Annotated in this window: 19 protein-coding genes and 6 pseudogenes; 10 read left to right on the top strand and 15 right to left on the bottom strand. The window is 62.3% G+C overall.

The window, feature by feature from the left end; all coding sequences use genetic code 11:
* Nucleotides 1-807 (bottom strand): enoyl-CoA hydratase-related protein, encoded by an 807-nt coding sequence (locus HZZ13_RS14750; protein ID WP_210349335.1) that lies wholly within the window; start codon nucleotides 805-807, stop codon nucleotides 1-3.
* A gap of 427 nt (nucleotides 808-1,234) precedes the next feature.
* Between HZZ13_RS14750 and HZZ13_RS37830 the strand changes: the two are divergent.
* Both HZZ13_RS37830 and HZZ13_RS14745 read left to right on the top strand, forming a co-directional pair.
* Nucleotides 1,235-1,410, top strand: a pseudogene (locus HZZ13_RS37830) (site-specific integrase); the annotation flags it as partial.
* A gap of 508 nt (nucleotides 1,411-1,918) precedes the next feature.
* Entirely contained in the window at nucleotides 1,919-2,311 is a 393-nt protein-coding gene (locus tag HZZ13_RS14745) for a hypothetical protein (protein ID WP_197960282.1), read from the top strand.
* A gap of 1,295 nt (nucleotides 2,312-3,606) precedes the next feature.
* Here HZZ13_RS14745 and HZZ13_RS14740 read toward each other — a convergent pair.
* From HZZ13_RS14740 to HZZ13_RS14730, 3 genes and pseudogenes are all read right to left on the bottom strand, one after another.
* A pseudogene (locus tag HZZ13_RS14740) lies at nucleotides 3,607-3,873 on the bottom strand (transposase); the annotation flags it as partial.
* Nucleotides 3,874-4,225: 352 nt separating this feature from the next.
* On the bottom strand, nucleotides 4,226-4,459 hold the full coding sequence (locus tag HZZ13_RS37370) for a hypothetical protein (protein ID WP_311972646.1): 234 nt from the start codon (nucleotides 4,457-4,459) through the stop codon (nucleotides 4,226-4,228).
* The gene (locus HZZ13_RS14730) at nucleotides 4,456-4,773 is read right to left on the bottom strand and encodes a hypothetical protein (RefSeq protein WP_197960318.1); all 318 of its coding nucleotides are present in this window, start codon (nucleotides 4,771-4,773) and stop codon (nucleotides 4,456-4,458) included. Before HZZ13_RS14730 ends, HZZ13_RS37370 begins: the two co-directional genes overlap by 4 nt.
* A gap of 574 nt (nucleotides 4,774-5,347) precedes the next feature.
* Between HZZ13_RS14730 and HZZ13_RS14725 the strand changes: the two genes are divergently transcribed.
* The 6 genes from HZZ13_RS14725 to HZZ13_RS14700 all read left to right on the top strand — a co-directional run bounded on the left by HZZ13_RS14725 (nucleotide 5,348) and on the right by HZZ13_RS14700 (nucleotide 10,454).
* Nucleotides 5,348-5,524, top strand: coding sequence for a hypothetical protein (locus tag HZZ13_RS14725; protein WP_197960281.1), 177 nt, complete (start codon nucleotides 5,348-5,350; stop codon nucleotides 5,522-5,524).
* Nucleotides 5,525-5,936: 412 nt separating this feature from the next.
* Complete coding sequence (locus HZZ13_RS14720; RefSeq protein ID WP_197960280.1) at nucleotides 5,937-6,548, top strand: anthranilate synthase component II; 612 nt, start codon at nucleotides 5,937-5,939, stop codon at nucleotides 6,546-6,548.
* A 103-nt stretch (nucleotides 6,549-6,651) separates the two neighbouring features.
* Nucleotides 6,652-8,574: an aminodeoxychorismate synthase component I gene (gene pabB, locus HZZ13_RS14715; protein ID WP_197960279.1), complete on the top strand. Its 1,923-nt coding sequence runs from the start codon at nucleotides 6,652-6,654 to the stop codon at nucleotides 8,572-8,574.
* Nucleotides 8,571-9,548 carry an arginase family protein gene (locus HZZ13_RS14710; protein ID WP_197960278.1) on the top strand — a complete coding sequence of 326 codons (978 nt, stop codon included), beginning with the start codon at nucleotides 8,571-8,573 and terminating at the stop codon, nucleotides 9,546-9,548. The genes pabB and HZZ13_RS14710 overlap by 4 nt, the downstream gene beginning before the upstream one ends.
* A complete protein-coding gene (locus HZZ13_RS37640; RefSeq protein ID WP_197960277.1) occupies nucleotides 9,545-9,736 on the top strand; it encodes a chorismate mutase in 192 nt (63 codons plus the stop codon). Before HZZ13_RS14710 ends, HZZ13_RS37640 begins: the two co-directional genes overlap by 4 nt.
* Nucleotides 9,729-10,454, top strand: coding sequence for an MFS transporter (locus HZZ13_RS14700; RefSeq protein ID WP_376707044.1), 726 nt, complete (start codon nucleotides 9,729-9,731; stop codon nucleotides 10,452-10,454). The genes HZZ13_RS37640 and HZZ13_RS14700 overlap by 8 nt, the downstream gene beginning before the upstream one ends.
* Before the next feature lie 884 nt (nucleotides 10,455-11,338).
* Here HZZ13_RS14700 and HZZ13_RS14695 read toward each other — a convergent pair.
* The 11 genes and pseudogenes from HZZ13_RS14695 to HZZ13_RS14645 form a co-directional block, all read right to left on the bottom strand.
* Nucleotides 11,339-12,269 (bottom strand): annotated as a pseudogene (locus HZZ13_RS14695) (DUF2493 domain-containing protein).
* Between the two features lie 323 nt (nucleotides 12,270-12,592).
* A pseudogene (locus HZZ13_RS37825) lies at nucleotides 12,593-13,658 on the bottom strand (DUF7146 domain-containing protein).
* Nucleotides 13,658-15,643 (bottom strand): annotated as a pseudogene (locus HZZ13_RS14685) (strawberry notch C-terminal domain-containing protein); the annotation flags it as partial. The pseudogenes HZZ13_RS14685 and HZZ13_RS37825, both read right to left, overlap by 1 nt.
* A 479-nt stretch (nucleotides 15,644-16,122) precedes the next feature.
* Entirely contained in the window at nucleotides 16,123-17,004 is an 882-nt protein-coding gene (locus HZZ13_RS14680; protein WP_197960276.1) for a terpene synthase family protein, read from the bottom strand.
* Nucleotides 17,001-18,551 (bottom strand): hypothetical protein, encoded by a 1,551-nt coding sequence (locus HZZ13_RS14675; protein WP_197960275.1) that lies wholly within the window; start codon nucleotides 18,549-18,551, stop codon nucleotides 17,001-17,003. The genes HZZ13_RS14680 and HZZ13_RS14675 overlap by 4 nt, the downstream gene beginning before the upstream one ends.
* A 281-nt stretch (nucleotides 18,552-18,832) precedes the next feature.
* Nucleotides 18,833-19,831: a polyprenyl synthetase family protein gene (locus HZZ13_RS14670; protein ID WP_197960313.1), complete on the bottom strand. Its 999-nt coding sequence runs from the start codon at nucleotides 19,829-19,831 to the stop codon at nucleotides 18,833-18,835.
* Between the two features lie 153 nt (nucleotides 19,832-19,984).
* Nucleotides 19,985-21,328, bottom strand: a complete 1,344-nt coding sequence (locus HZZ13_RS14665; protein WP_197960274.1) for a cytochrome P450 — start codon at nucleotides 21,326-21,328, stop codon at nucleotides 19,985-19,987.
* The gene (locus HZZ13_RS14660) at nucleotides 21,328-22,173 is read right to left on the bottom strand and encodes an SDR family oxidoreductase (RefSeq protein ID WP_197960273.1); all 846 of its coding nucleotides are present in this window, start codon (nucleotides 22,171-22,173) and stop codon (nucleotides 21,328-21,330) included. Before HZZ13_RS14660 ends, HZZ13_RS14665 begins: the two co-directional genes overlap by 1 nt.
* Nucleotides 22,140-22,466: a ferredoxin gene (locus tag HZZ13_RS14655; RefSeq protein ID WP_376707041.1), complete on the bottom strand. Its 327-nt coding sequence runs from the start codon at nucleotides 22,464-22,466 to the stop codon at nucleotides 22,140-22,142. The genes HZZ13_RS14660 and HZZ13_RS14655 overlap by 34 nt, the downstream gene beginning before the upstream one ends.
* Nucleotide 22,467: 1 nt before the next feature.
* Nucleotides 22,468-23,754, bottom strand: coding sequence for a cytochrome P450 (locus HZZ13_RS14650; RefSeq protein WP_197960272.1), 1,287 nt, complete (start codon nucleotides 23,752-23,754; stop codon nucleotides 22,468-22,470).
* Between the two features lie 5 nt (nucleotides 23,755-23,759).
* A pseudogene (locus tag HZZ13_RS14645) lies at nucleotides 23,760-23,986 on the bottom strand (cytochrome P450); the annotation flags it as partial.
* On the opposite strand from HZZ13_RS14645, the gene HZZ13_RS14640 reads away from it, so the two are divergent.
* Complete coding sequence (locus tag HZZ13_RS14640) at nucleotides 23,895-24,107, top strand: hypothetical protein (protein WP_197960317.1); 213 nt, start codon at nucleotides 23,895-23,897, stop codon at nucleotides 24,105-24,107. The pseudogene HZZ13_RS14645 and the gene HZZ13_RS14640 sit on opposite strands and share 92 nt — an antisense overlap.
* Nucleotides 24,108-24,134: 27 nt before the next feature.
* Entirely contained in the window at nucleotides 24,135-24,425 is a 291-nt protein-coding gene (locus HZZ13_RS37365; protein ID WP_311972645.1) for a hypothetical protein, read from the top strand.
* Nucleotides 24,426-25,971 lie beyond the last annotated feature (1,546 nt).

The following is a 25,971-nucleotide window of genomic DNA, read 5'->3' as shown; positions in this document are numbered from 1 at the left end:
CTATTCTCCTCGAAACCGCGGCGGCCTCTTCTGCGCGAAGGCCTCACGGCCTTCCTTGAAGTCAATGCTGTCAGAAGCTTCGTCCACGAGCCGCTGTGCTGTTGCGAGGTCCAGTGCGCCGTTACCCATGGTGAGACCATTCAGCATGAATTTTGCGCCAGCAATCGACAGGGGCGCATTGACGGCGAGGAGTTGCAGGAACTCTTCCGCGGCCCCGACGACGTCGTCGTGAAGCTCGTCGATCAGGCCCATCCGCATGGCTTGTTCAGCTCGGAATCGGTCTGCTGAATAAAGTATCCTCTTGGCGTTCGACAGACCGGTGAGTGCAAGCAGGCGCTGCACACTGTTGACACCGTAAACGATTGAGAGCCTGGCCGACGGAATACCAATTGTTGTATTGCGATCGGCGAAACGGAAATCGCAGGCGAGCGCAAGGTGGCAGCCACCTCCGAGGCAGTAGCCAGTGATCGCGGCGACGACAGGCTTTCCCAGCGCGGCAATCGCGCCCGAGCAGGAATCGACCGCAACTTCGTACGCGGCGGCCTGATGGCGGTCTTCTCTGATACGATCGAATTCGGAGATGTCGGCGCCGACAGAAAAGTCCCAGTCCGAGCCGCGCAAAATGACGCCGCGGACGTCACGATCGGTGGCGTAGTCCGAGAAGATATCAGCAAGCTCGCGCCACATCGCGAGCGTTACGGCGTTCCTTACCGTTGGACGATTCAGAACGACGTGCGCAATTCCGTCTCGCCGTTCGACCCGAATTTCCTCCACAAATGCCTCTCTGGCTGGGACGGGCTTGAGCATATCGACAGAGGTCGGGCTCGCCTGTCACTTGCATAACTAGACTTATTGTTTCGAACGAGTCAACCCCTCTCTTGCAGCTTGATTTGATCTGCGGAACTATCGATCCACGCCCCCGCGAGTTACCAGCTCAGCGTCAGTCAACGGTTCGGCCATCGGACTATCTGGCGGCGTCCGCTCCAGGCCACGCAGCAGAATCGTCCGCGAACAAATGCTAGCTGGGATGAACCCCACTAGCCCTCTTTTGATCACGCCGGATCACGCACAAGAACGCTGAAACGCTGGGAAAATTGCGTATTTTTGGCATTGCGTAGTGGGGGCGGTATTGGCAAATTGGGGGCGGTTTAAGAGGTAGAAAACGGCTTGCCGCTCCCGGCAAATGATTCCCCGTTTCTCCCCGACCGATCCCGGTTGCGGAACAAGAAGCGCCATGCCAAGCCTGACCGACACCGCGATTCGACATGCTTTGAAGCGCGTCGAACTCAGCCAGAAGGGCCGCGGCACCGGCCGTCCGTCCTCGTCCTCAAACCGATGCCGAAGCGCGTGACCGCTGACTGGATGGCGCTGGCGGATGCTCGGGGAAGGTCTGACGCTCGGGGCGCTTACGTGTAAATCCGCGCACGGTCGTCATCATGGCCACGGCCCGTTCGGCCGCAAGCTCGTCCTCGGTGGCGTTTGCTTCCAGCTTTTAGCGCCTCTTGGGCGCAACCATCGTTCGAACTCTAGAGAAGTCTCGAAATTAGGCTCGCCGGATCGGCGATGAAGCTGCTCGAGGCGGGTCGGGCCACCGTGTGCACGTCCCGGCCCCGCCAAGAAGGCTGAATAGCGGTTTACAAACCTTCTCTTTTAGAGCCCGTTGGAGTTCAAAGCGAGATTAGATTGTAAACCGCAACTATTGATTTCATTCACGGAAATGCCAAGAGCACTTTTCTTTCAATTACGGGGTCCTGGGTTTGAGCCCCGGCGCGCTCACCATAAAATCAATCACTTAGCGCCATCCCGAACGTCATTTCCGACATTCGGTCACACGCTCATTCCGACAAATTGCCCGCTTTCCTTCTGCCGTCTCGGCGCTTAGGTTCGCCGCGCTAATTCACTTTAGGGGTGGTAGGCAATGGCGAGCAACTGGACCGATATCAAAATCGTTGAATTGGACGAAGCGGCAACAGGGCCATCGGGCCAAGGAGCACTGGTTCGGATCGTGCTCAAGTTGTCGCAGAGCGCTCCGTCCGAGTGGGCGGAGTATTTCAACAATGCCTGGAGCCAACACATTTACATGATGAAGCGGCGTGCGTCCGTGTCGGGTCGCACCTTGGAGATCGTATGCATGCCGAACGAACTCGAGGAGGACCACCTCCCTGAGCTCAAGAAGATTATCGCTGAGACAAACCAAGCCTACGGTGCATACGCGAACGAGCAGACCCGAAGACGACAGGAGCAAGAAGAAATCGCGCAACGGCAGAAAGACGAGCTTGCACAGCTCAAGGGGCGCTTAAAGCTCGACTGAGGCGCGAACTGTGCCAGCACCAGAGCTTAGGATATAATGACCCTCCCGCTTCCGTTGCGAACAATCTGAAGAAGCTCACCCGTCGGCCTATCTGCCATATTCGTTAGGATGATTTGGCTGTCGGAGCGAGCGTTGCGAACAATCTGGACCAATTGATCGGTCGGGCGAGTACTTCCGTTCATGATCAGGCTTCCGCCATTGCGCACTATGGCTAACAGGTCATCAGTAGCTTTGCGGTGCATGTGAATTCCCCTGAAAACGCAAGTGCGTTATCCCCTGGTAAGCCTAGCGAAGAAGCTCTTTCACAAATGTCTCTGAGAATTTCTCACTGGTGCGATATCCAATATCAGAACGCTGGAGACCAATTTTCTTCACGAGCGCATTAATGACGGCTTCTAGAGCTGCGATGCGATCTTCGGCGACGCCCAACGCCCTAGCGGCGGCAGTAAGATCGCTCTTGGTATTTGCGTCCTGCGTCTTGTTAGCAATTCGCTACTCAAGGCAGCTTTTAGCGCAACTCAACGTAGATTGGTAATGGAGTATCTCTGGCACGGGAATATTCCTTTTTGACCGACTCGGGTTTCCGGCGCACATTACCTATCTTTTGTCTATGCTGAAACGTAAACCTCTTGAAATCCCGCCGAAGTCGCCCGTCAGTTCGGGTGACGAAACCCCTTACCTCACCTGATCAAACTTAACGACCACCTCCGCCAAAGCGCAGACGAAGTGGATTGACCAAGCCATTGCGCTTTTGCGGTCCTGCTCACCCGATCGCTAGCGGCTTCACACTGTGTCCGATCGGCGCGATCGTCAGTTATGACGCACCGCAAAAAATCACGTTGGGCGAAATGCGATCGATGGCGTGCGCGGCGTGTTGGTCTATTGCGCGTGACCTGCCACTGAGTATTTCCTCCTGTCAATCGGCCCTTTAATTGCGGGTTGTTGTCAAGCTGCCATTCTTTCTCTCCAGGGGCACGCCGGTAGCGATTGCTCCGTCGGAGCTGGTCGGGGTTGTGGAGACGGAGCGATCGCGGATTGCGAGACGATCTCCTAGCGGCATCCGGTAGTCGATGTCGTTGCCGGCTTCAGCGTTATTGGGTTGATGTCGTAGCTGGGGTCATGGTCCTTTCCGAGGTCGCGAGCGCCTCATGATGATGTCCGGATCGGGCGCCTCAACGTTTGCAGCGGAGTGCGGACGAACCGCCACCAGCCGATTGACCGAGGTCACCACGACCACCGTCCCAGCGGGACATCGCCAGTCCGGTCGGACCGGACCAGGAACTTGCAAAATAAGATTAGGCCTCCTTCGCTTGCCCCCAGTCGAACGATGTGCCGTCGACCCAGATGCAGTGCAGGATTACGGCGATCTTCCGGGCAATGGCTACCTTTGCCTTCCTCATGCCAATCCGCTTTGCGAGCTTCATGCCCCAAGCCTTGAGGCAAGACCATTTCTTGGTTCGGTACAGCAGAACGGTTGCGGCCTCGAACAGGTAAGTCCGGAGAAGCCGATCGCCCCATCGGGATATCTTGCCGTTGGCGTCAGTTTCACCAGATTGGTTACGTCGAGACGACGCCAACACCCGGGACCGTCATCAGACGGCGCGTCGTCTCGTCCTGTTTTGCCAACCGGGCGCGCTTGGCTGGGTCAAGTACCGCAAGAACTACTGCCCATGCCGATCATTGCCGAGCCCCCCGGTACCGATCTCACCCGCCCCCCGCCAAGGGCTGTCTTTGGTCCGTCTGCGGCCATTTTGGTGAAGCGGACCAAGGCCGTGATGCTAGCGGCCCCGGTCCCGACGGCCGGGGAAAACCGTCTGCCACAGGGTTGAAGACATCGCCATCTGGGCAATTCCGTGCGTGGCGCTGTAACCGGCGACGGTGGCGGGCGCGACATAGAGGAGGATGATCAGGAGTCTAAGCCAAGGCCATGGCACGAAGGCGAGCGCGAGTCGCCCCAATGCAAATGGTTGCACCGCCTGCCACGAGCCCTGCCGCGGTGCCGCCGAGTACTCCGGCGCCGGTGTGGAAGGCCCAGATGCCGATCGTCAGGCCAACGAAGAGGGGCAGTGCGAGGACAGCGAGCGTGAACAGCAGCCAGCAGAAAAAGCCGACGCCAACAACAACAAGCAGTGGTCCAAAGATGATCATGGTGGTGGTCTCCGTGAGATAAAGGTCTGACGGTCGCGCCTTCCATCACCACCACGGCGCAACCGACAGCATAGCCATAAATCGCAGCAACGTGGAGCAGAAATCCGAAGGAACCTCCGCTCACCGGCCAGCGATCTGAAGCGTGCCTTCCTCATTGGAAAGGGATCGAATTCGTGGATGGCATCGGCTGGATCGCCGTCGTGTTCGGTGGCCGGCATGACGCCGTATCCGACCATGCCGGTGAAGACAACCACGTAGACCATGAGGGTAGTGGCGAGGTTCCATGCGTTGGCGAAGGCAAGGCTTTGAGACATCGGTCCGGCTCCTGTCTGAGGCGGGACCATCCCCGCGCGACAGGCGCCCGATGAATCCGCGCGTGGGCCGCAATCACCGCGCAGCGAAGACGAAGCGGCGGCACGCTTCAGCGTAAGCCGACCCCTTGTGGGTTGATGGCGTCAGGCCTGCGGCCGGATCAAGAAGCAGCGTCGAGGTAGCGGGAGGTTTCCGCCGAACAGGAGTCCGGTTGCCAGGGCTGCGGGGCTCTCGGCTGGAACGTCGTTGCGATGCTCGACGGACTTTCATCACCATCATCCGGGTTGGCCGAGCAACGACACGTGGTTCCGCTTGAACTGATCATGGCACCTCGCCGTCGCGATTTAGGTGCCCGACAACGAATCACAAGCGATTCATCTGGTTCAAGATTTTTCGATCGGACCATCACGGTCGAATCGAGCATTTGTGGGTAATTGAAAGTCACCGGACGCGTACGCGCGCCGCGGCGCTCTCCGAGGAGGTCTCGCTGGAGATGGCGGCGCACTGGGCAGCCGACAGGGCAAACTACCTTGGATCGGTGATACGGCGGTTATCGTCGATGCCGTCCGCGTAGGCGTGTCGGTCGCGCAACTCGTCTACTTGAAGAAGCCCGCGATGGCGGAAGCCGCCGAGCGGTTGCGGGACGACAAGCGGTGGCTTCCGAACGTGCTGCGCTTGCCGCAGCTGGCGAGCGAGAAGAACTCTCCGCCGACATTCGTGCCGAACGCGATCTACTTGGCCTTCAGACGATGAGGGCGCCGATGGCAGCCTCTTCAATATGGCGGGATCTTAGCCCGCTAGCTTTGCGCCCCCCGTCAACTGCCAGCGCTGGTGATTGATCGAGATGAGAGATAGGAGACAATCGGATAACGAATGCTGGGCTGATCAAGCTCAGGTAAAAGAATCTCGCAGCGACCAAAGTCGGCTCTCGCAATGGACATAATGAGCTGACGTCAGCGGCAGAAAGACAGCATGCTCAGGTCGGATCCAGCAGAGTAACGCCCTGCGGCTTCTCGAGCCGTGGCCGATCAGAGAAGCACGCATCTACGGCGACGCTGGGTCATGCCGCTGCCGTTCACCGCAGCGGAGTTCTCCTTTGGATGGGATTAGCCGCGCGCAGCAGGAAATGAAGATGCCAGCAAACGAGAGAGGCTTTGGGAGATCGGTGATCCTGATCGACAATTTCGACTCCTTTACATTCAACATTGCTCAAATGGTCGGCGAGGTGAATGGCAGGGAAGTCATTGTCTTGGATAACACAGTGCCATGGAGCGAAATCCGCAAAATACCTCATGACCGGATCATTCTCTCACCCGGCCCAGGAAGTCCTCAAAATTCCGAGGATGTCGGCTCGACGATGGATGTTTTGGCCGGGAGCGCCGTTCCGGTCTTGGGCGTGTGCTTGGGACATCAATGCATTGCCTATTTTCATGGTGCATCCGTTGCCCGCGCACCAGAGCCGCTCCATGGCCGGATCCGCAGCATCACAACCTCCGGGACGGGCCTATTCGAAGGGCTGCCGCGCTCTTTCAATGTGACCAGATACCATTCTCTGGCAGTGACAAGTGATCTTCCGGAATGCCTTGAATGTACTGCTATGTGTGAGGATGGCGTCATTATGGGGCTACGCCATCGGCAAGCGCCTCACTACGGTGTGCAGTTTCACCCGGAATCCATCTGCTCCCAATATGGACGAGAACTTTTTGCCAACTTCCTCTCTGATCTGTGCGCCTCGTCCGCGGCCCCATCCCCGCTCAGAGCAATGGCGGGGGCCTGAAATGGAGGACGTCCCGCGCGCCAGCAATCTTCTCTCTAAGACGGTGACGTATAGGGCGAGAAGTTCAACGACCTCATGCACGGCAAGCGCTGAGGATGTTTTCGTGCGTCTCTTTGGTGGTGCGCAGCCTGCTTTCTGGCTGGACAGCAGCATGCTGGTGCCCGGCGTGTCGCGGTGGTCCTTCATGGGAGGGCTTGGCGGGCCGGGCAGCTATCTGGCATGCTACGATGCATCTCGCCAGGAAATTGGGATCACTCGCGACGGCGAGGCATCACCAATGATCATCTGCAAATCGATTTTCGAATTTCTCGCCGTTAGACGTGCCGCGCACAAGCTGAAAGATCAGGCTGATGTGCGAGGCATTCCCTTCAAAGGTGGCCACGTGGGCTATTTCGGCTATGAACTGAAATCGCTCACCTGCGGCGTCAGCTCACGACAATCGAAATATCCGGATGCAGTCTTCATCTTCTGCACAAGATTCCTCGCCTTTGATCATGAGAATGGCCGTATCCACATCGTTGCGCTCTATCCCGACACCGAGACCGCATTGTCCGATGATGCTGCCCTTTGGGTCAGCAAGACCGAGCGGGAGATCCAAGGCATTGAACCTGCCGCTAGCGTCTGCCCGTCCTCCCTCCACGCAAATCGGGGTCCAATTCAGTTCAAGCTTCGTCAGGGACGCGTCCGATACTTGGAAAACATCGAAACATGCCTTTCCAAAATCCGAGCCGGCGAGACCTACGAGATCTGTTTGACCAACGAGATCACCGTCAAAACAGGGATCGACCCGCTCAACCTTTATCGGATCCTAAGGAGGAGAAATCCGGCCCCATACTCCGCTTTCCTCAGACTTGGAGATATTTGCGTTGCCAGCTCTTCCCCGGAAAGATTCCTGCGGATCGATCGCAACCTCGTTGTCGAGACCAAGCCTATCAAGGGCACCGCGCCTCGACACGAAGTCCCGGACGAAGATGAGCGGATCGCTGAAGAATTGCGCTTGGACGAGAAGAGCCGGGCCGAAAATCTCATGATCGTGGACCTCATGAGGAACGATCTTGGTCGCGTCTGCCGCATCGGAAGTATTCATGTGCCAAGCCTCATGCACATCGAAAGCTACAAGACCGTGCACCAACTGGTCAGCACCATCCGTGGCGAATTGTCGTCACCCGACGATGTCATCCGCTGTATTTCTGCGAGCTTTCCGGGCGGGTCGATGACGGGCGCACCTAAGATCCGTACCCTTAAGATTATCGATGAACTGGAGGAGGCGCCGAGAGGAATCTATTCGGGCGCGATCGGCTATCTGTCTGTGTGCGGCGAGCTAGACCTGAATATCGTCATTCGGACGATCATCTGCCGGGGGGGCCACCTGAGCATCGGCTGCGGCGGGGCCATCGTTGCGTTGTCCGACCCCGAGGCCGAGTTCGAAGAGATTCTCCTCAAGGCACGTCAGCCGATCCGTGCGATTGTCGAGGCCGTGACAGGCGACCCGGATCATAGCGTCGAGATCCATGGAGCGGATCACGGTGCTGGCGAGGAGGTTGTACCCGATTCCGCGCATCGTGTCCGCCTCGCGACATTCCAGGACCGGAACACGATCGCACAATGTGTCAATAAGCTTCTCACGGAGCTCCGAGGACCGGGACCGCAATTCGATCCGCAAGCGGCAGTCAGCGTCGCTGGGCAAATGGCGACGGATTCACGGCTTGGGTTCGCCTTGATCATGGAGAATGTGCTGAGAGGCGAAACGATCGGAATTGCGGTCGTCTCCCAGGTCACCGCGATCAGGGCTTCAGGCCACTATGGAATCCTGCAGGAGCTCTGGGTTGATTCGCGCTATCGCTCGGCTCAAAATGGCAGACGGCTTCTGGCTGCGGTGGACCGCGAGGCGCGGGCGCGGGGATGGCCCATGATCGAGGTGTCTCTTCCCTCGGCCGACCGTCCCGGCCCCGAGAGGCTGGTCGCATTTTATGAAAGCATGGGCTTCACATCGGCTGGAGAGCGGCGACGAAGGAGGCTTCCGTGACCTGGCTAACGGTTCACGTGACACCAGCCTCATCCAGCCTTGGGGGCCTTATTGCTAATGCGGCGGGAACTATCAAACCCTCAAGAGAAGTCGAGGATCGTCTCAACGAGATTCGGACCGGATTGGAGAGCTCACCTGGCGTGCAGTTTATCTCGCTCTCTGAAAACGCCCCAGACAAGGTGTTGTCAGTCCTCAGAACCCTTCATGATCCGGACTACCTTGATGCACTCCGGCTAGGGCCACATCCACAAGAGCCGGAAATCACCGAGCTTGCCAGAAGATATGCCGCGCCCGGTGTGCCGCAGAACACATCCGTCGACACAGGAAGCTATCAGCGTGCGCTTTTGTCCGCCGCTACAGCCTTCGCAGCCGCGACCACAATTGCCTCAAAGCGAAGCCCAGTAAGTTACGCACTATGTCGGCCGCCCGGTCACCATGCTGGGCATAGCTTCATGGGTGGGTATTGTTTCCTGAATAACGTCGGCGTCGCGGCGCTGCGCCTGCGCGAATCGTGCCTCCGGAAGCTGGCGATCCTTGACCCCGATTTCCACGCGGCCAATGGAACTAGCGATGTGCTGAGCGCACATCCAGATATCGCCTTCGCCAGCCTGCAGGCCCGGATCGCGCAACTTCGACCAGCACTCGACAGTCACAAGTATGTGGAATTTCCGGCCGCCCCTAGTCCGGCAGATTACATGTCGGCGCTTTTTGGGATTCTGCAATCCGATTGGGCCACCAGGCTGGATGTACTCGTTGTCAGTATGGGCTTCGATATCGTCGTCGGAGATCCGCATGGCGGTTGGACGCTTCCGCCGGAAATCTACCGAGAAATCGGTCTGGCCTTGGCTGCTACTGGCCAAGCCGATCTGCATCATACAGGAGGGCGGCTACCCCTCGACACGTTGTCGGCCTGCGCAAAGCATCTAGCCGCGGGCCTGCGACTTGGAATGGGAATAGACAGGAGTCATACATGACGGTCACCTCGAGCCCCAACGCCGGTCTTCTGCCATTTCGGGACCTTATCAACAAGCTGGACCACCAACTGGTTGAGATAATTAGCCAAAGACTCTCCGTCTGCGCTGAGGTCGCACGCTACAAGAAGGAACGTGGAATCGCCATGATGCCAGGTTGCGGGCGTTCCCGCCACAAGCTGGATCGCTGATGCTATCGGCTGGCGCTTCTCATTCGGTTTCGTCGTCATTGCTGGACTTCTCGCATTGATAATCTTCGCCCCAATGATGTCTGGAATACCTGACAAGGCGCCGGAGCGCGAAAACGGCCCTGTCTCAAAACGCTTCTCCAAGACCATCTACGGTCTCCTTTCCGTGACGCTGTTCATCGTCGTTTCCGAGTTCATCGTTTATTCCTATGTGAGCGTCTTCATCATTGGTTCTCTGTTTGTCGGAGTGCCGCTGCTCTCGGCCGCGCTCTTTGCCTACGGTTTCGGAGCCGTGACCGGAAACGCTGCGTGCGGCGTTCTGACCGACCGTTTTGGACCCTATAAAGTCCTCATCGCGGCCGTAGGTGCACAACTCATTCTGCTCGTAGGTTTGGTTGCGTTCGGACAGCATGGGACCCTCACCGTGCTCATCGCTTTCCTTTGGGGCAACGTGAGCTACATGTATCTGGTCCCGATCCAGCACCGGCTTCTCGGTCTGGCCGGAGATAGGTCGAAACTGGTCCTGGCAATCAACAGCTCGACCACCTTCGCAGGGATCGCCATCGGTGCTTTTCTTGGCGGCATCATTGTAGAGGTTAGCGGCATCACGTCCCTGGCTACGGCATCTATCCTGATTGGCCTCATCGGCATCGGGCTGGGTGTTGCATTCATGCGTGATGCAGCACCTTTTGAAGCCACGACTGCGGGACGTCTGAGATGATATCCCTTAAAGATCGAGTTGTCGCCGTCCCGGAGTTAAGAACGGTTGCATTTGCCTGCGATAAAGGTTGTGAAGGAGATTGGAAGTCTCAAACCTTATTTTCGATGCGTGCTAAGCATCTGGAACGGAGCTGCGACGCGTTTCGCCCTCGTGCGAAACGACCAAGAGGCCGTCCTTGGCGTCTGCAGGGGCGCGCTGGCATCAACTGAACCAGGTAAATGCTTCGCGATCCTCGCCAGATAAGTGCGCCGCTCGCCTCCCGGGGGAGACCCTCACCGAGAAAGTCGTAAAGTCAAAGAGATTGAAGGCGAGATCCTCGGCCGCGACCACGCGCGATCATCCATCGCCTACCGCCTCGGCAGGTGCGCTCACGTCCGCTGACCGGCATGTCGAAGGGGTGGTGGAGATGATACTGGAGACCACCGAAAACTGCGCGGACAGATTCACGGCGGAATGGCTCTTCGGTTGGCACACCGCGCACTTTCCTACCGGCCGAAGTGGCGTGATCAAAAATTCGTGCATAATCTGGATCGACGGCGAATGCGACGCACCCTGCTGCGCGATTAACGGAACTGGAGCAAATGATGACACGCTGGCATCCAAGTCGCGATCTGTCCCGCGTGCTCCAAGCGCTGAGCGAGGAAATCCTCGCTGCGACCGATGAGGAGGTACGGCAGACCTCCGGGTTGCAAAGATGCCCTAGACGTCAGAGACGTAATAAAGGCTGCGCGCAAGGACGAGAGTGGGAACCTTGCTCGAAACTGTGATCTGAACGAAGATCCGGGCGAACCCGGTGCCAGGCTGCGGCACACCCATGGGGGCCGCAGCCCGTCGCACAAACAGCGGCATTGAGCAAGTTGCGGGCTTTAGAATTACGGCAGCGCTCACGCGCCGCCGAATTTCCAGACCGGGATGCCTAGCTTCTTGGCCTTGTCGGCGAGGTTGTCCTGGATTCCTGTGCCCGGGAAATGCATCACGCCGATCGGCAACTCGTTGAGCATCGCATCGTTGCGTTTGAAGGGAGCGGCCTTGGCATGCTTTGTCCAATCGGGCTTAAAGGCGATCTGCGGGACCTTGCGGCTGTCGGCCCACTTGGCGGCGATCAACTCGGCGCCTTTCGGGCTGCCACCGTGCAGCAGCACCATGTCCGGATGCTTGGCGTGCACCTGGTCAAGTTTGGCCCAGATCAACCGGTGATCGTTGAAGTCAAGACCGCCGGTCAGAGCGACTTTCGGGCCGGGCGGCATGAGCACCTCGTTGTCGGCGCGCTTCTTCGCGGCCAGGAAATCGCGACTATCGATCATCGCTGAGGTCAGATTGCGGTGGTTGACCTTCGATCCGTTGCGTGGCCGCCAGGCAGAGTGGGTGTGGCGTTCGAATTCGTCGGCGGCCTGGTCGCGCATCAGCTCGAAGGCGCCTCGTCGCTCGATCAGCGTCTGCCCTTCCGCCGTCAGTCGCTCCAGCTCGACGGATTTGATCTCGCTGCCGTCCTGCTCCCGTTGCGACCGTTGCTGCGCCAGCTCGTTATCATCGAGCTCGCGCTCGATCCTGTCGATGGCACGATGGAAGACGTTCACGGTCGACCAGAGCAGGTCTTCAAGGTCGGGCTCGAGACGGGTATTGGACAGCGCCACCACCAAGGCCTCGAAGATGTCGGCGACGCTGCCGGCGAGGATGTGCGCTTCGGGGAGCGGCCTCGGATCAGGCTCGTCCTGAAAGGCACGGTAGCCATAGAGCTGGAGTTCCTGGAAGGACCTGGTCGGTCGGGGATGAGCTGTGGTGCAGCTCGAAATCGTTGTCGCGGTCGATAGTCATTGCGGCTTTCCTCGCCGGATCGACCGCGCCCATCGCGGCCTTCAAGGCGACGAAAGCGGCAGGCGGAACGGACTTGCACCCGCAGCGCAGCGAAGGGCCGAAGCGGAGCGGAGGACCGAAGGGGGCCGACTATTTTGCCTCGCGATGTAAAGGCGGCTCTGCCGCCGACAGAAAATAGTGGGCCCACGAGGTTGCCGGTCCGGGCCGCCTGCCGCCCGATCGCCCTCTGAAGAAGGCCGTGGGGCGGTCCTCTCCGACGCTGTGAGGAAGCACGATCACCGGCCCTCGCGATAACGATGCGGCCCGTCACCCTCCCGTTCCGGCTATGCGGCCAGCTCCATAAAGCGCGCGACGTCCTGCGCCGCGATCTGCACACGGCTCGCGGCCTGAAGGGCGTCAAATCCGAGCAGGCGAAGATCCTCGTTGAAGCCGCCAAGCCGTGGCGAGATCACGATTGCTTCGATACCGGCCTCCTGCGCCCGATCGATCAACGTCGCCATGGCCCTGTCACCGGCAGGATCGTCGTCGCGAGCGCTGTAGAGCCGGCGAAGCGTCTCCGGGAAAAGGATGGCAGAAAGATGCGCCGCCGAGAGGGCTGCGATCATCGGCATGGTCGGCAAGGCACAGCGGAGCGACAGCATCGTCTCGATGCCCTCGCCGGCCGCCATCACTTCGCCGGCTACGCCAAATCGAACGGCGTGACCAAGCAGGTCGCCCATCGCCCGCTTCGGCGTGTCGATCAGCGCTTTGCCGAGCGTCGTCTCGCTGAAGCCTCCGGGGTCAAGCCAGGCGCGATGCGCGCCGGTCAGGTGACCGGAGAGATCGGTGACGGCGGCGATCATCGCCGGCCAGGTCTCGGTCGGGCTGTGGTCATCGCCGGTAGTAGCAACGCGGGTGAAAACGCAGACATCCGGTTTCGTGCAAAGCCGTAATGCCGCGCTTGCGGAGATACGCCTCTACGAGTGTGCCTGCGATCGGCCGCGACATGCCGAAGAGCCGCCGCGCTGCCTCCGGTGATCCGAGCGGTGCGGGCGATTGTCTTGACCGAGGGCGACTTGGCTTTGGCTGCAGTTCTGGACGCGGCAGGCTCAGAAAGCGTCGTGCCTCATTGGCGACATCGCGAAACCTGGTGAAACCGCAGCTCTCACGAATCACGTCGAGGAGATCGCCATGTTCGGCCGAGGCGGCATCTCGCCAATGTCCGGCGGCTCCGGGTCCGCATTCCGGTCCGCTGAGCCGGACGAACATCGAGCGCCCCGGCGTATTGCGGACGTCGCCCACCATCCAGTAGCGGCCCTGGCGCCGCCCGTTGGACAGGTAATGGCGGCACACCGCCTCGGCGTCACGCGCGAGACGGCGGGCCAGTTCAGAGGCGCTGTCGCGGGCCATCAGGCGGCCTCCCGCTCACTGACGCGCGCGACCGGATAGTGGTCGAGCACCTTTGCCAACACCGCGGCACCAGTCGCATCTGATGGCACGAACATGCGCAGCTTCCACGAGATGATCTCGCTGAAGAGGCCGTAGGCCGCAGCCGGTCACGCATCGCATCGGTGAAGCCGGACAGCTCGATGCGATGGGCGCCCATCACGCGGACACGACGAAGCTGCAGGTCCTCGGCGAGGTCGAGGACGGTGCGCCCCTCCATCAGCGCCGAGAAAGCTTCGTATGGGGTCAGGCTGGTGGTAGTGGTCGCGCAAGCGTTTGCCGCCCAGGCTGGCGAGACCCTGCGACCGATGATGCGCTCGCCCTCGTCGGTCTGGAGCCGATAGACGCGGGTCGACTCGTTCGGCAGCCGTTTCCAAATCGGCAACAGCAAGCCAGCGACGATGTGGAGAGTGCTATCTGCGAACTCGGGGACGTCGACAACTTCGGCGTTCCAGGATGCGGCGAACGTCTCGCGATCAGCAGGCTGCCAGTGGCTCTCGTCCATCATCTTCAGCGAAGCATGATGGTGCTCCATGGGGCGGATCAGCCGCACGCGGCGTTCGATCTCACCGTCATCGAGCATGAGGCTTGGCGCCGGAATCTGTACCGCGGCGCGCCCCGAGCGCTCGTTGAGCAGGAGCACCGCCCGAGAATCGGCGAGATAATCGAGCGCTTGATGCAGCGTCATGGGGCGATTGCGCCGGCGTTCGGTGATCGTGAGCAGCCGAGTTTCCGCGCCGGTCGCGGGGTGCATGTAGATCGTGCGCCGATCGGTGACGGCGAAGCTATCGGCCTGCAATGTCTCAAGGCCGATGTCGTAGACGCCGCTGGCGATAGCACCCTCGACCTTGGCGTTCAGCAACTGCTCGAAGGCCGTAAACAGCAAACCTTGCAGGTCGATGGTGAGCGCGAGCAGGCGGTTCAGGAACGTCGTGATCGGCGGCAACTCGTCCTTGATGCCGTTCGCGTCCATGAGCTTCAGGCCCGTGGCGTCTTCGAAGATCTGGAGCGAGCAGCCTTCGACCTTGCCTCGGACGAGCAGCAGATAGAGCTGGCGGAGCGCATCTCGGGCGTAGTGGCTCTCAAGATTGTCCTCTGGCCGGAACAGGCCCTGGCCGCCGGTCTGGCGCTGGCCGCGCGTGATGGCACCCAGCGTGTCTAGCCGGCGGGCAATGGTCGAGAGCAAGCGCTTCTCCGCCTTCACATCGGTCGCGATGGGGCGGAACAGCGGCGGCTGCGCCTGGTTGGTGCGGTTCGTTCGACCGAGGCCCTGGATCGCGGCATCGGCCTTCCAGCCCGGCTCGAGCAGATAATGGACGCGAAGCCGGCGATTCCGCGCCGAGAGTTCGGCGTGGTAGCTGTGCCGCCGGCCTCCGAAAAGACAAGCACGCGCTTCAAGTCATCCATGAAGGCGGCGGTCTCTGCGAGATTGGCGGAGGCCGAGCGGTTCTCGACGGCAAGGCGGTCAGCCCGGCGCACCACGCGCCGCGAACGTCCCGTTACTTCCGCCACGAGGTCCGTGCCGAAACCCTGCACGATCTGGTCGAGCGCGCCGGGAACGGGCGGAAGCGACGTGAGGTGCTCGATCAGCTCATTGCGGCGGGCAACCGCCTCGCGGCTCTCGACCGGCTGGCCGTCGCGGAAGACGGGCCGGGACGAGAGATTGCCCTCAGCGTCGGTGAAAGGCTCATAGAGCTGCACCGGGAAGGAATGGGCGAGATAGTCGAGCACGTACTCGCGCGGCGGATGTCCACGCGCACGTCATTCCATTCCTCGGGTGGAATCTCGGCAAGCCGCCGTTCCATCAGCGCCTCGCCGGTCGACACGATCTGGATCACCGCGGCATGGCCATCAGCCAGGTCCCGCTCGATGGAGCGGACCAGGGTTGGCGTCTTCATGCTGGTGAGCAGATGGCCGAAGAAGCGCTGCTTGGCAGACTCGAACGCTGCGATTTGCGGCGAGCAAGAAGAACCCCGACTTCCTCTCGGAGGCCGGGGCTCTGGATGGCTTGCTATCGCAAGCATCGGTGGTTGCGGGGATAGGATTGAACCTATGACCTTCAGGTTATAAGACACACTTCCATCATTGATTTTTCGAAGGAATTTTCCCAACTGGGCCAAAATCCGACCATTACAGATCAATGGCTTACAGCGAGAAATCCAACCACGGCCAATAGGGGTTGCCGGGACTCCTGAGGATTGGCCTTTGGGCGGGGCTAAAAGGGTCCGAGTAATATGCGCTTGGCCGCTACCCTCCCCGCTATCCCGCTGAGCGGCTCACTGACCGCGTTGCCAGCGACATCAGGCGCCTGAACGGCCGTTGCGACCACAGTGTGGGTATTCGGCTCGACATCGGTCCTCGAGATCAATCTTGATCTCGCGTCGGCTGCAGGCTGGTTTGCTGGGCCTGGGATCTATGAACATCGTGCTTAAATCGTAGCGTCGCTGCGGTAGCGGCTGGTCGAGGTCTGGTAGTACTGCGCGCGGATGGCCGCCATGGCCTCGATCAACGGTCCCCAGGGCGCGGGAAAGCGTTCTTTCGCTATCACCCGATCCAGCATGCGCATATGGCCGGCCAGCTCGTCGTTGAGGAACTCCACCACAGGCATAGCCGGATAGCGCTGCAGCAGCAGGATCGCCGCGTTGTCGGCCTCGCCGGCCGACCTGTCCATGTCGCGTCCATGCAGATCGTTCTGCAGGCGCCCTATCGCGGAGATGAGCCGCAGGACCTGGCGAAACGCCGGACGCGCGCGCAAGGTCGCCATGTCCAGTCCCCACAGCAACGACAGGCAACAGAACACGTTCGCGTAGGCGATCGAATCGATGCCGTTGTGCAGGTACTCGGCGTAGGACCAGCGTCCCGCCCCTGCCGCCTGCGCGTGTCCGGCGCGCAGCGCCGCGCAGTAGCACCGGGTATCGTCGAGAAGCTGAGCATAGTCGCGAGGATCGTAGGCGAGGGCGGCCAGCGAGGCGCGCAGCACAGCGCAGCCCTCGAATCCGGGGAGTGCGCACGGCACGCCCTGCCCCAGTGCCTGCTCGACCGCGGCGAGCTGCTCCGGCGCGATCAGGCCAAGGTCGTTGCAATCGTCGAGCCAGAACAGCAGCGCCAGTTCGCGATAGAACGCCACGGTCAGCGTTTCGTCCTGCGGATCGCGGCCGGTGCGGGCGCTGATGTCGTGCAGGCTCGGGTCGATGCGCTGCAGGATGTACTGGCCGCCCCTGACCGCTTCCACGGCATGCTCATCGGCGAACCCGGTCAGGGAATGCCCCCATTCCAGCACCTCCTGCAGCGCGCGTTCGGTCTGAATCATGGCGCCGCTCCTGTTCCCTCGGCCAGGACGCGCCGGCCCCAACCAAGCGCGAGCCACAACCCGGCGAGTTCGGCCACGCGCACGACCCGGGTGGGGCAATACAGTTCCTTGCCGATCCACAGCGGAGTCTGCGGCAATGCATGCGCCGCATGGCGGGCGAGCATCCACTCCAGCGCGCGCGCCACCGCCTGCGCAATGCGCCGCCGCCCTGTCGGCTCTTCACTCCCGTCCATCACGTGCAACGCGAACAGCGCATAGGCAGTTTCCTCAAATGTGGACGCGCGACCGGCGCCCCAGCCGCCGTCGTCGCGCTGCGCCTGCAGCAGCGCCGCCAGCGCGCGCTCGTCGCGCCACCGGGGCTTGCCTTGCGCCAGCGCTGCGACCGCATGCGCGGTGGGATACAGCCACGAAACGTGCCATTTTTCGTTGTCCCAGAGACCGTGCGGGTTGCGATTGGCCTCGACGTAGGCGCTGGTGCCGGCGGCGGGCTTTCCCAACAGTCGCAACGCATGCAGGGCATGGATGTTGGTCGACACCGAGGCATTGCGCTCGCCGGGGAAGGTGACGAACAGCTCGCCGATTCCGAAATGGCGCAACGCGTCGACCGCCCGGTCGCGGCCTGCGAAGCGAAGGACGCACAACGCAACGGCGGTGTCGTCCGCATCGGCCGCGAAGTGCAAGGCCGGACCCAGACCGCGCACGCCCAGGCGGGCATCGAGCTGCGCGACGATCATGCGCACCGCCTCTGCTAGCGCGGGATGCGCGAACAGCCCGGCCAGATGCAGGGTGTACAGCGACCAGCATGGCTCGAACACATTGATTGGCCAGACGTTGGGAACGACACCTTCGATGCCGCTACGCGTCGCCCGCGATGCCGCCTGCAGATACGCGTCAGCACGCCCGACCTGCGGCGTGCTGCCCTGCGTCACGGCGTGCGCACGCCACGCGCCGGTGGCCGCCGGACTGATGCCGATGCTGCCGTCCTCATCCGGGCATACGGTGGTCGGCGACGTCCCCCATGCTTCCCAGGAGTGCAGCAACGGATGGCCGCTCGGCAACGTCGCCATCGCTCCCAGTTTGGCCAGGCACGCTTGCCGCAACGGCAATAGCGCCAGGTGGCGCGGAAACGCCACGCCGCCCGGCAAGGATGCGGCCTCGTAGCAAAGCCGCGGCAGGATCAGCTCCGCGCCGATCGGCGCGTCGTCCGGCACCGCATGCGCATAGGGATCGGGCTGGCGCTGGAGGAACCGCGTTGCAGCCTGGACAGCATCGGCGGCGCCGGGAAGAGAGTCGACACGCTGCAATGCCAGCAACGCCGCCCATGTCGGCGCATGACGGAACAGCGGGAAGTCGACGCTTCCCCATCCGCCATCGGCCTGTTGCTGCGCGATGAGCCACGCGTATGCGTCCTGCCGACCGGTGACGTTGCCGTGGAACTGCAGAGCTCGCGCCGTGTCGTAGACGGATGGACCGACGCTGCCGCCATCGCTCATCTGGCTCAGCAGGTGGCGCAATTCGGAAAGGATCTGTTCGGACAGCGCGTTCACGCGGGATGTTCCTTTTGCAGACGATTGACGAGAACCGGGATCGGGCAGACGCCGCGCATGTCGCCGCAGGCCCGGCATAGGCAGCGCCGGACGGCCGCCCTGCTCCGTCGCGGCGACGCGCCCTGATGCTGGCGCCGGTCCGCCGCATAGGCTTGCGCGCAGCGCGCCGCGCGCCGCGGCGGGCAACCGCTGCAATCGCGGACTCGGACACGGTGCAGCATGCACCGCTGCCGCCGGCCGATCGCAGCGGCACAGGGACGACGCCATGCGGATGGGCTCGCTCATGCGCATGGCGCGTGCTTGAACAGATACGCGTTGGCCCGCTGTAGGAGTTGCGACAACCGTTCCGCACGCGGCCCCAGCGGCGCGATGGCCTCCCCCGCATCGCGCAACAGATCCAGCGCGAACTGGCGTGCTGCCTGCAGTCCCATGATCGACGCGCAGGTCGGCTTCCCCGCCGCCGCGTCCTTGCCGGGGGTCTTGCCCAGCGTCGCGGTATCCGCTGTCGCGTCGAGAATGTCGTCGATCACCTGCAACGCCAGGCCGAAACAGGCGCTGTAGCGATCGAGCGCACAGTACAGCGCAGCGTGCGCGGCATCCTCCGCGATGCCGCATAGCGCGCCCATGCGAACGGATGCGCGCACTAGCGCTCCGCACTTCATCCGGTGCATCACCAGAATCCTGTCCAGCTCGACGTGCTTTCCGACCAGCGACAGATCCATGGCCTGCCCGCCCGCGGCACCCTCGGCGGACACCGCCTGCGCCAGTTCGCGCACGAGCGCGATACGGTTGTCGCCCGGCGCATCGAGGCTCGCCAGGGTCAGGAAAGCGTGCGCCTGCAGCGCATCGCCGACCAGGATCGCGGTGGCTTCGCCGAACTTGACGTGCACGGTCGGAAAGCCGCGGCGAAGCACATCGTCGTCCATCGCGGGCAGATCGTCGTGGACCAAGGTACAGGCGTGCATCATCTCGATGGCGGCACCGACGTCGTCGAGCATGTACGCCGGCGTGTCGGCCAGTGCGCCGGCACCCAAACAGAGCAAGGCGCGCGTGCGCTTGCCGCCATGCAAGGTGGCGTAGCGCATCGCCGCCATAAGCTCGGTCTCACCGTCGTCTTCGGCGCAGAGAAGACGCGCCAGCGTCTGTTCGACCCGTTTTGCGCCGTCCTGCATCCAGATCTCCGGCAGCAGCCTCCCGGATGCGCCGCGCGCCTGCGCGCCCAATCCGCCGTTCGCGGAAACGCCAGCTCGGTCGTCGTGTGGCGTGGAACCGGTCTGCATGTTGTTCATGTCCTTGTACCTGCCAGGAGACGGCCAGGGCCAGCGGCGAGCCGCCGCGGTGTTGCCGGCCTTGCGCCGAGCGCGCGCGCCGAGTGCAGCAATGCCGCGCGTCGCCGGCGCCGCGGCCTCACCACACGGGCATGCGATGCCAGCTCATGAGAATCCGATGCGGATAGTCATGGACGGATGTGCGGTCGGGTAATAGCGCCGGCCTTTTTCGACGCCACTCAGCAACCGCGGCCGCACCCCGGCCTCGTGCATGGTCAGCGCCAAGGCGATACAGAACTGCACCAGTTCCAGCCATGCCAGGTGGTAGCCCATGCAGACGTGTGGGCCGGTACCGAACTGCAGCATGTCGACCGGCCGGATCGGCTCGGTGCGTTGCAGCCACCGCGCCAGCCGAAACTGATCAGGCGCCTCGTGCAGCAGCGCCGAGGTCGAGAAATGTAGCAGCGGGATGCACAGATCGGTGCCCGCAGGAATGCGCCGTTGGCCGAGTCGCAATTCACGCAGTGCACGACGCACGAGGAGCGGCGTCGCCGGATGCACGCGCAGCGTCTCGCGGAACAGCGCCTCGGCGACCGGACACTGCGCCAGGTCCGCGTGCCGGGTCGGCACCGCGCCTACGCGTTGCGCCTCCTCGACCAGGGCGTCCCACAACCCAGGCTGCCGCGCTAGCTCGATCACCATCCAGGCCATCGTCGAGGCGGTGGTGTCGTGACCACCAAGCAGCAGTAAGCGGATATTGGCGACCAGGACGTCATCGGAAAGCGCATCGTCGCTGCGATCGAAGGCGCTCACCATGTCGTTGATCAACCCGGTGCGCGAGGCATGTTCGCGCGCGGCGCGGACGAACTCGCGCAACCGCGCATCGATCCAGTCGCGGGCGGCGCGGCCGCGCCGCAAGGGCAGTCCGGGCAGGTCGACCGGGGGCGCGACGATCAACTGCAGCAGCTGCCGGTACTTGCGATGCCATCCCGGCAGGTCCTGCGCGGGGATGCCCATGAGACTGAAGATGAGCTTGAGCATCAGATCGCCGGTTTCGCGCAGGATGGTGACGTCGCCCCGGTCGCGCCACCTCTGCACGCGGGCTCGGATGACGGGCGCGAACAGTTCGCCGATGCCGGCCTGGGTCAGCCCCTTGGGCAGAAGCGCCGCCTGGATCGCATCGCGCGCCTTCCGGTGCGCGATGCCGTCCTGGGCGACCAACGTTCCGCCAAACAATTCGGGCGCGATGTCTTCGATCAGCGCCGAGGACACATCCTTGTGCCGGAGCAGTGCGAGAGCATCCGGATCCAGACTGGTCATCAGGTGTCCGGCAGGGCCGAAATCTAGCCAGAAGTGGCTGCCCAGCGTCCGTTCCGCGCGCCGCAGCAGGCGCGGCAGGTCGCAGACGATGGCGGGAAGATGCCCGACCAAGGGAAAAGCGCCGGGCACGACCGGGATGTCGTGCCGCAGCCGATGCCGACGGTTCAGCGGGTTGAGCAGCATGTCCATCAGCAGCGCGGCGCCGCGTCCGCTTCGGCGGTCTCGCCGGCAGGCCGCGCGGCGCGGCTGTTGCCACCATCGGCGTATGTCGGCACATGCGCCAGCATGCCGCCGTCGATGCACACGACCTGGCCGGTGATGAACGCAGCATCGTCGGAGAGCAGGAACGCCACCAGCGCGGCCACGTCGTCGGGGCGGCCGACGCGCGGCAGGAGCTGGTGCCGGCGCAGATGGGTTTGCATGCACGCGTCCAGCTTGGCGAGAAGACGCTCGGTCATGATGAGACCGGGCGCAACCGCATTGCAGCGGATCTGCGCATGACCGTACTGGGTGGCGAGCGAGGCCGACAGCATGTTCATCGCCGCCTTCGACGCGGCGTAGGATGTCAGCGCGGTGTCACCGCTGAGCCCCTGGCACGACGACATGTTGACGATCGCGCCACCGCCGCGGGCGATCATCCGTGGAATGGCCTGCCGGCAGCAGAGCAGCGTGCCACGCAGATTAATCGCCATGGTCTGATCCCAGACCGCCAGGTCCAGCTCGAGGATCGCGCGGTCGCGCGGGGTCAGATGCATCGCGCTCGCGTTGTTCACCAACAGGTCGACCCCACCGAAGTGCCGCTCCGCCGTCTCGAACAGCGCTGCCACCGCCTGCGCATCGGCGATGTCGATCGCCAGGGCGAGCGCGTGGCCCGCCTCGGCCGCGATCTGCGCGGTGCAGGCGATAGCCGCCGAGCCATCAATGTCGGCCACCACCACTCTGCCGCCCTCGCGCGCGATGGCGAGGGCGCATGCCTTGCCGATCCCGGCGCCGGCGCCGGTCACCACGGCCACTTTGCCTTCAAACCGCCCCATCGTGTCATCCTAGATTGTGTTGGTCTTCGCGGCATGCCGCCGGCCTTCGCTGGAGAAGCCGCAGCGTCGGCGCCGGCGCGCTCGGCATCGCCAGCGTCGCTTTCGATGACCCGAATGGCGGCGACGGGGCACTGGCTTGCCGCGAGCCTCACGGCGGCGTGCAGCGCCTGCGGGACTGTCGCCACGCACACTTCGGCCACGCCGTCGGGTTCGCGCTGGCGAAAGGTGCCCGGCAGCGTCAGCACGCACTGCCCGCTGGTTCCGCACAGATCCTGGTCGACCATGACGCGCATCTCAGTTCCCTCGCGCATGCAGCCGCACCGGCAGTGCGCGGAACGTCCGAAGGAACGCCGAGGGCTCCCGGGTGGGCTGCTCGGCCAATTCCAGCGTGGGGAAGCGGGCCTGGATCTGCGGCAGGCTCTCGGCCAACTGCACCCGGGCCAGTTGCGCACCGAGGCAGAAGTGAATGCCGTGGCCGAAGCTCAGCATGATCTTCCCGTCGGTCGACATGCCTGGACTGGTGCCGTAGAACCGCGCGGGATCGAAACGATCGGGATCGGCGAAGGCGTCTGGGTCGCGATTGCCGGACGCGATCAGCACGCGCACGTCCGCGTTTTTCGGGATCACCACGCCGCCCAGTTCGATGTCGCGCTGGGCGATACGCGGAATGGAGCTGAACATCGCGGGCGCGTCGCAGCGCAGGACTTCTTCGACGAATGCCTTCACCACGGCGTCTCCCTGCAGCCAGTGCCGCTGTTGGGGATAAGCCAGCATCGCCAGGACCGCATGGTCGATGGTCGCAGCAGTGGTGGCGAAGCCGCCCAGCAGCATGCCCCACAACATGCTGATCAACTCGACATCCGACAGCGTGTCGACATCATCGTCATGTGCGCCGACCAGCATCGACACGATATCGTGGCGGGGATCGGTGCGCTTGCGCTGTATGAGGCAGCTGAAGTAGGCCTTCACTCTGGCACTGCCCGCGTCCGCCGCGGCGAGCTGGGGATCGCTGGCGTGCGGGCTCAGGCCTTCCAGAATGCCGCCGATGCCGGTGGCGAGCCCCAAAATGTCGTCCTGGGGCATGCCAAACAGTTCGGCGAAGACCAGCATGGGCAAGGTCAGCGCGAATTCCCGATGCAGGTCCACCGCCTCCCCGCGCTCCAGCGCGGGCGCCATGCCGTCCAGTCGCGCTGCGACGATGCGCGCGATGCTCGGCCGCAGGTTGTCGATCTGGCGCATGGTGAAATCGCGCGAGATCAGCCGGCGCAGACGCGTATGCGCCGGTGGGTCCTTCATCGCCAGTGTGGACGCCAGCAGATTGAGCGACAGGCTTCTCGCCGCACGCGGGAAATAGCGCGCCAGTTCGCCCGGCGCCGGCCCCCGAAACGCATCGCCCGTGGCCTTGAACGCCCAGGAGATGTCGGCGTGGCGGCTCAACAGAAAGAGGCCCGACGCCGCGCGATGCACCGGATCGTGCTCGCGCAACCACCGCATGAACGGATACGGGTCGTGGATGCAGGTTGGCGACGCCAGTTCGGCGAACGCGTCCCGGCATGCTGCCGTGGTTTCTTGCACGTCCATCCTCGTTACCTGTTGGCTGGCTGATCCGACCGGCGCGCGCCATGCCCGCCGGCAAATTGCGGAGAAGATCGCGATTCCCGGCGGCGTCCGCCACATCGCCAGAGCACCGGAAACTCCTCGAACCCGCCAGGACGATCGCCTTGCGCAACTTCAGTTCTTCGGGCGCCACGGCCAGGCGGAGCGCGGGAAAGCGCTGGAAGATCGAACCGAACACCGCCTTGAGCTCCAGCTTGGTCGGCGCCGTGCCCGTCCCGAAGACCATCGCACTGCGATTGGTGATGATGCGTGAACAGAGCAAATCGCGTGCCGAAGTGAATTCGCAGGCTCAGCAGGCACTCCGTAGCGGCGCGTAGTGTCAGGTTTCTGGCATTGAAGTCTCAATGCCGACAACCGGCGCAGCAAGTGCCCGACAAAGGCCCGCTCTCGCGCTGAATGTGCGGGGGAGCCCAAGCGATATTCGCATCCGGATTGGCTGCAACCGGTGTGGTTCGCAGGAAACACCCGATGTCGGCGGTAGCTATCCGGAAAACGAAGCTCGCCTCTCCGACATTCCGCTGAGTTGGATGGCGCATGCGGCCGAGAGCTTTCCCGACGGCAAGACGCCCGACGGCTTCGGCATCAAGGCAGACGATAGATTCCTAAAGCTGACTCCGGATCCGCTTGGTCCGTAGCACGACGAGTGCGACCCGGTCGCTTGCGGGGGCAAGCCAAGTGGACCCCAAGGGTTACGTCAAGTGCAGAGCTAGGCAGTCCTTCATCCGGCGATACTTGAGCAATTCGCCGCGAAGCGGGGCGTGCAGCATTACTAGGAATACGGTGCCTATACGTCAAACACCCTCATGGTTTGGCTTCGCGCGCTGCGCACTCTGCGCATTGCGTTCGTTGTAGTGCCGATCATCTTCGGCGTGCTTCCCAAGCTGGGAAATCTTAACAGGCGACAACAAGTACGAACACCTCACGGCCACCATGGCGCTGGTCGCCGGCATCGTGCCGGCGGTTTACGCGGCGTTGAAACTAGATGAGCATCTGCCGACGGCCATGCGGCTCGCTGGTGAATACAAGAACCTATCCGTTTCGGGGACCTCGCCGCAAAGGCCCTTACAAGCCATTCGACGTGTTCGAGGCCGAACACAAGGAAGCCCGGGCTCGATTGGAGAATGCCAACAAGGAGGCGTATACTCGGCCGGGGTGGTGCTTCAAGCGCGCCAGGGCGAAATCCGAGCCGGGCACTAACGTTCGGGGACGATCCGCCGAGATAAGGAAAGGCGTCCTCACGGTCTGCGCCGCGAGATCGATTGATTTCACCAGCGACAAGCTGACTGACAACAATCCGCCACAAACCGATCAACGATTCTAAGTTCCGTAAAGGAGGCTCCACGAACCACGATTCGATGACTGGGTGAGGAACTCCCGGCCTGATCCGCGGTAGATCCTTGGTGTCGATCGAAAGGAGAGCGTGTCCCCACGAGTGACTATTTGGTCGTCGTGCCAACGGTAGTCGTGCAGCATCTACTTGTGAAAACGGATGGTCGGTGCTTCTTCGCAGACTGAATGGGTAATCCACGGACGGAATTGGCCGAGCGCCTGCTGCTTGCTGAGAAGACAATCTTTACTCAGCTTGGTCGCCGGCGACCCCTGAGGCGACTACGGCGGCGCCAAGCGTCCTATGCTGCTCGGTCGAGGCGTTATCGATCACATAGGACGAGCGGGATCCGGTGCGCGAGACCGTCACGGAGGGAAATCAGGTTCGCCGACCAGTCCTTGTTGCCGTCTCGGAACGCCTTGAACTCGGCACTAAACAAGTTGCGGACGTAGGGCTTGCCAGATCCAGGCGAGGTTTTTCGAGGCAACCGAAAGCGTTCATGACGAAGCTTTGGATATCGAATACGTCCGACCAGCGAGATGAGCCTCATTCTCAAGACTCTGTCGGGAGACCAGCCCTGTGCTTCGGACCAGCCCTCAGCGAACACTCGGAGCAACCGAGCCTGTATTCGTGTCGCCGCGACAACTTCTGCGCGTCGAAGTCGAGCCTCCCGCCGCCATCCGCAGCCTCGTTTCGCAATGAGGTTGATCAACCGGCTCGAACTTGAACACGATCTGGCCATCGGGCGAAGTCATCATCGCTCCTGCGGCGACCGTCGCCAGCAGATTATATTGAGGTCGTGCGCGACGCCGGCTGTGCTACTAGGGCACAAGGTTAACTCTACCCATAATGAA

The organism is Bradyrhizobium agreste (assembly GCF_016031625.1).
Lineage (GTDB): Bacteria > Pseudomonadota > Alphaproteobacteria > Rhizobiales > Xanthobacteraceae > Bradyrhizobium > Bradyrhizobium agreste.
This window is presented reverse-complemented; position numbering and strand designations above follow the sequence as displayed.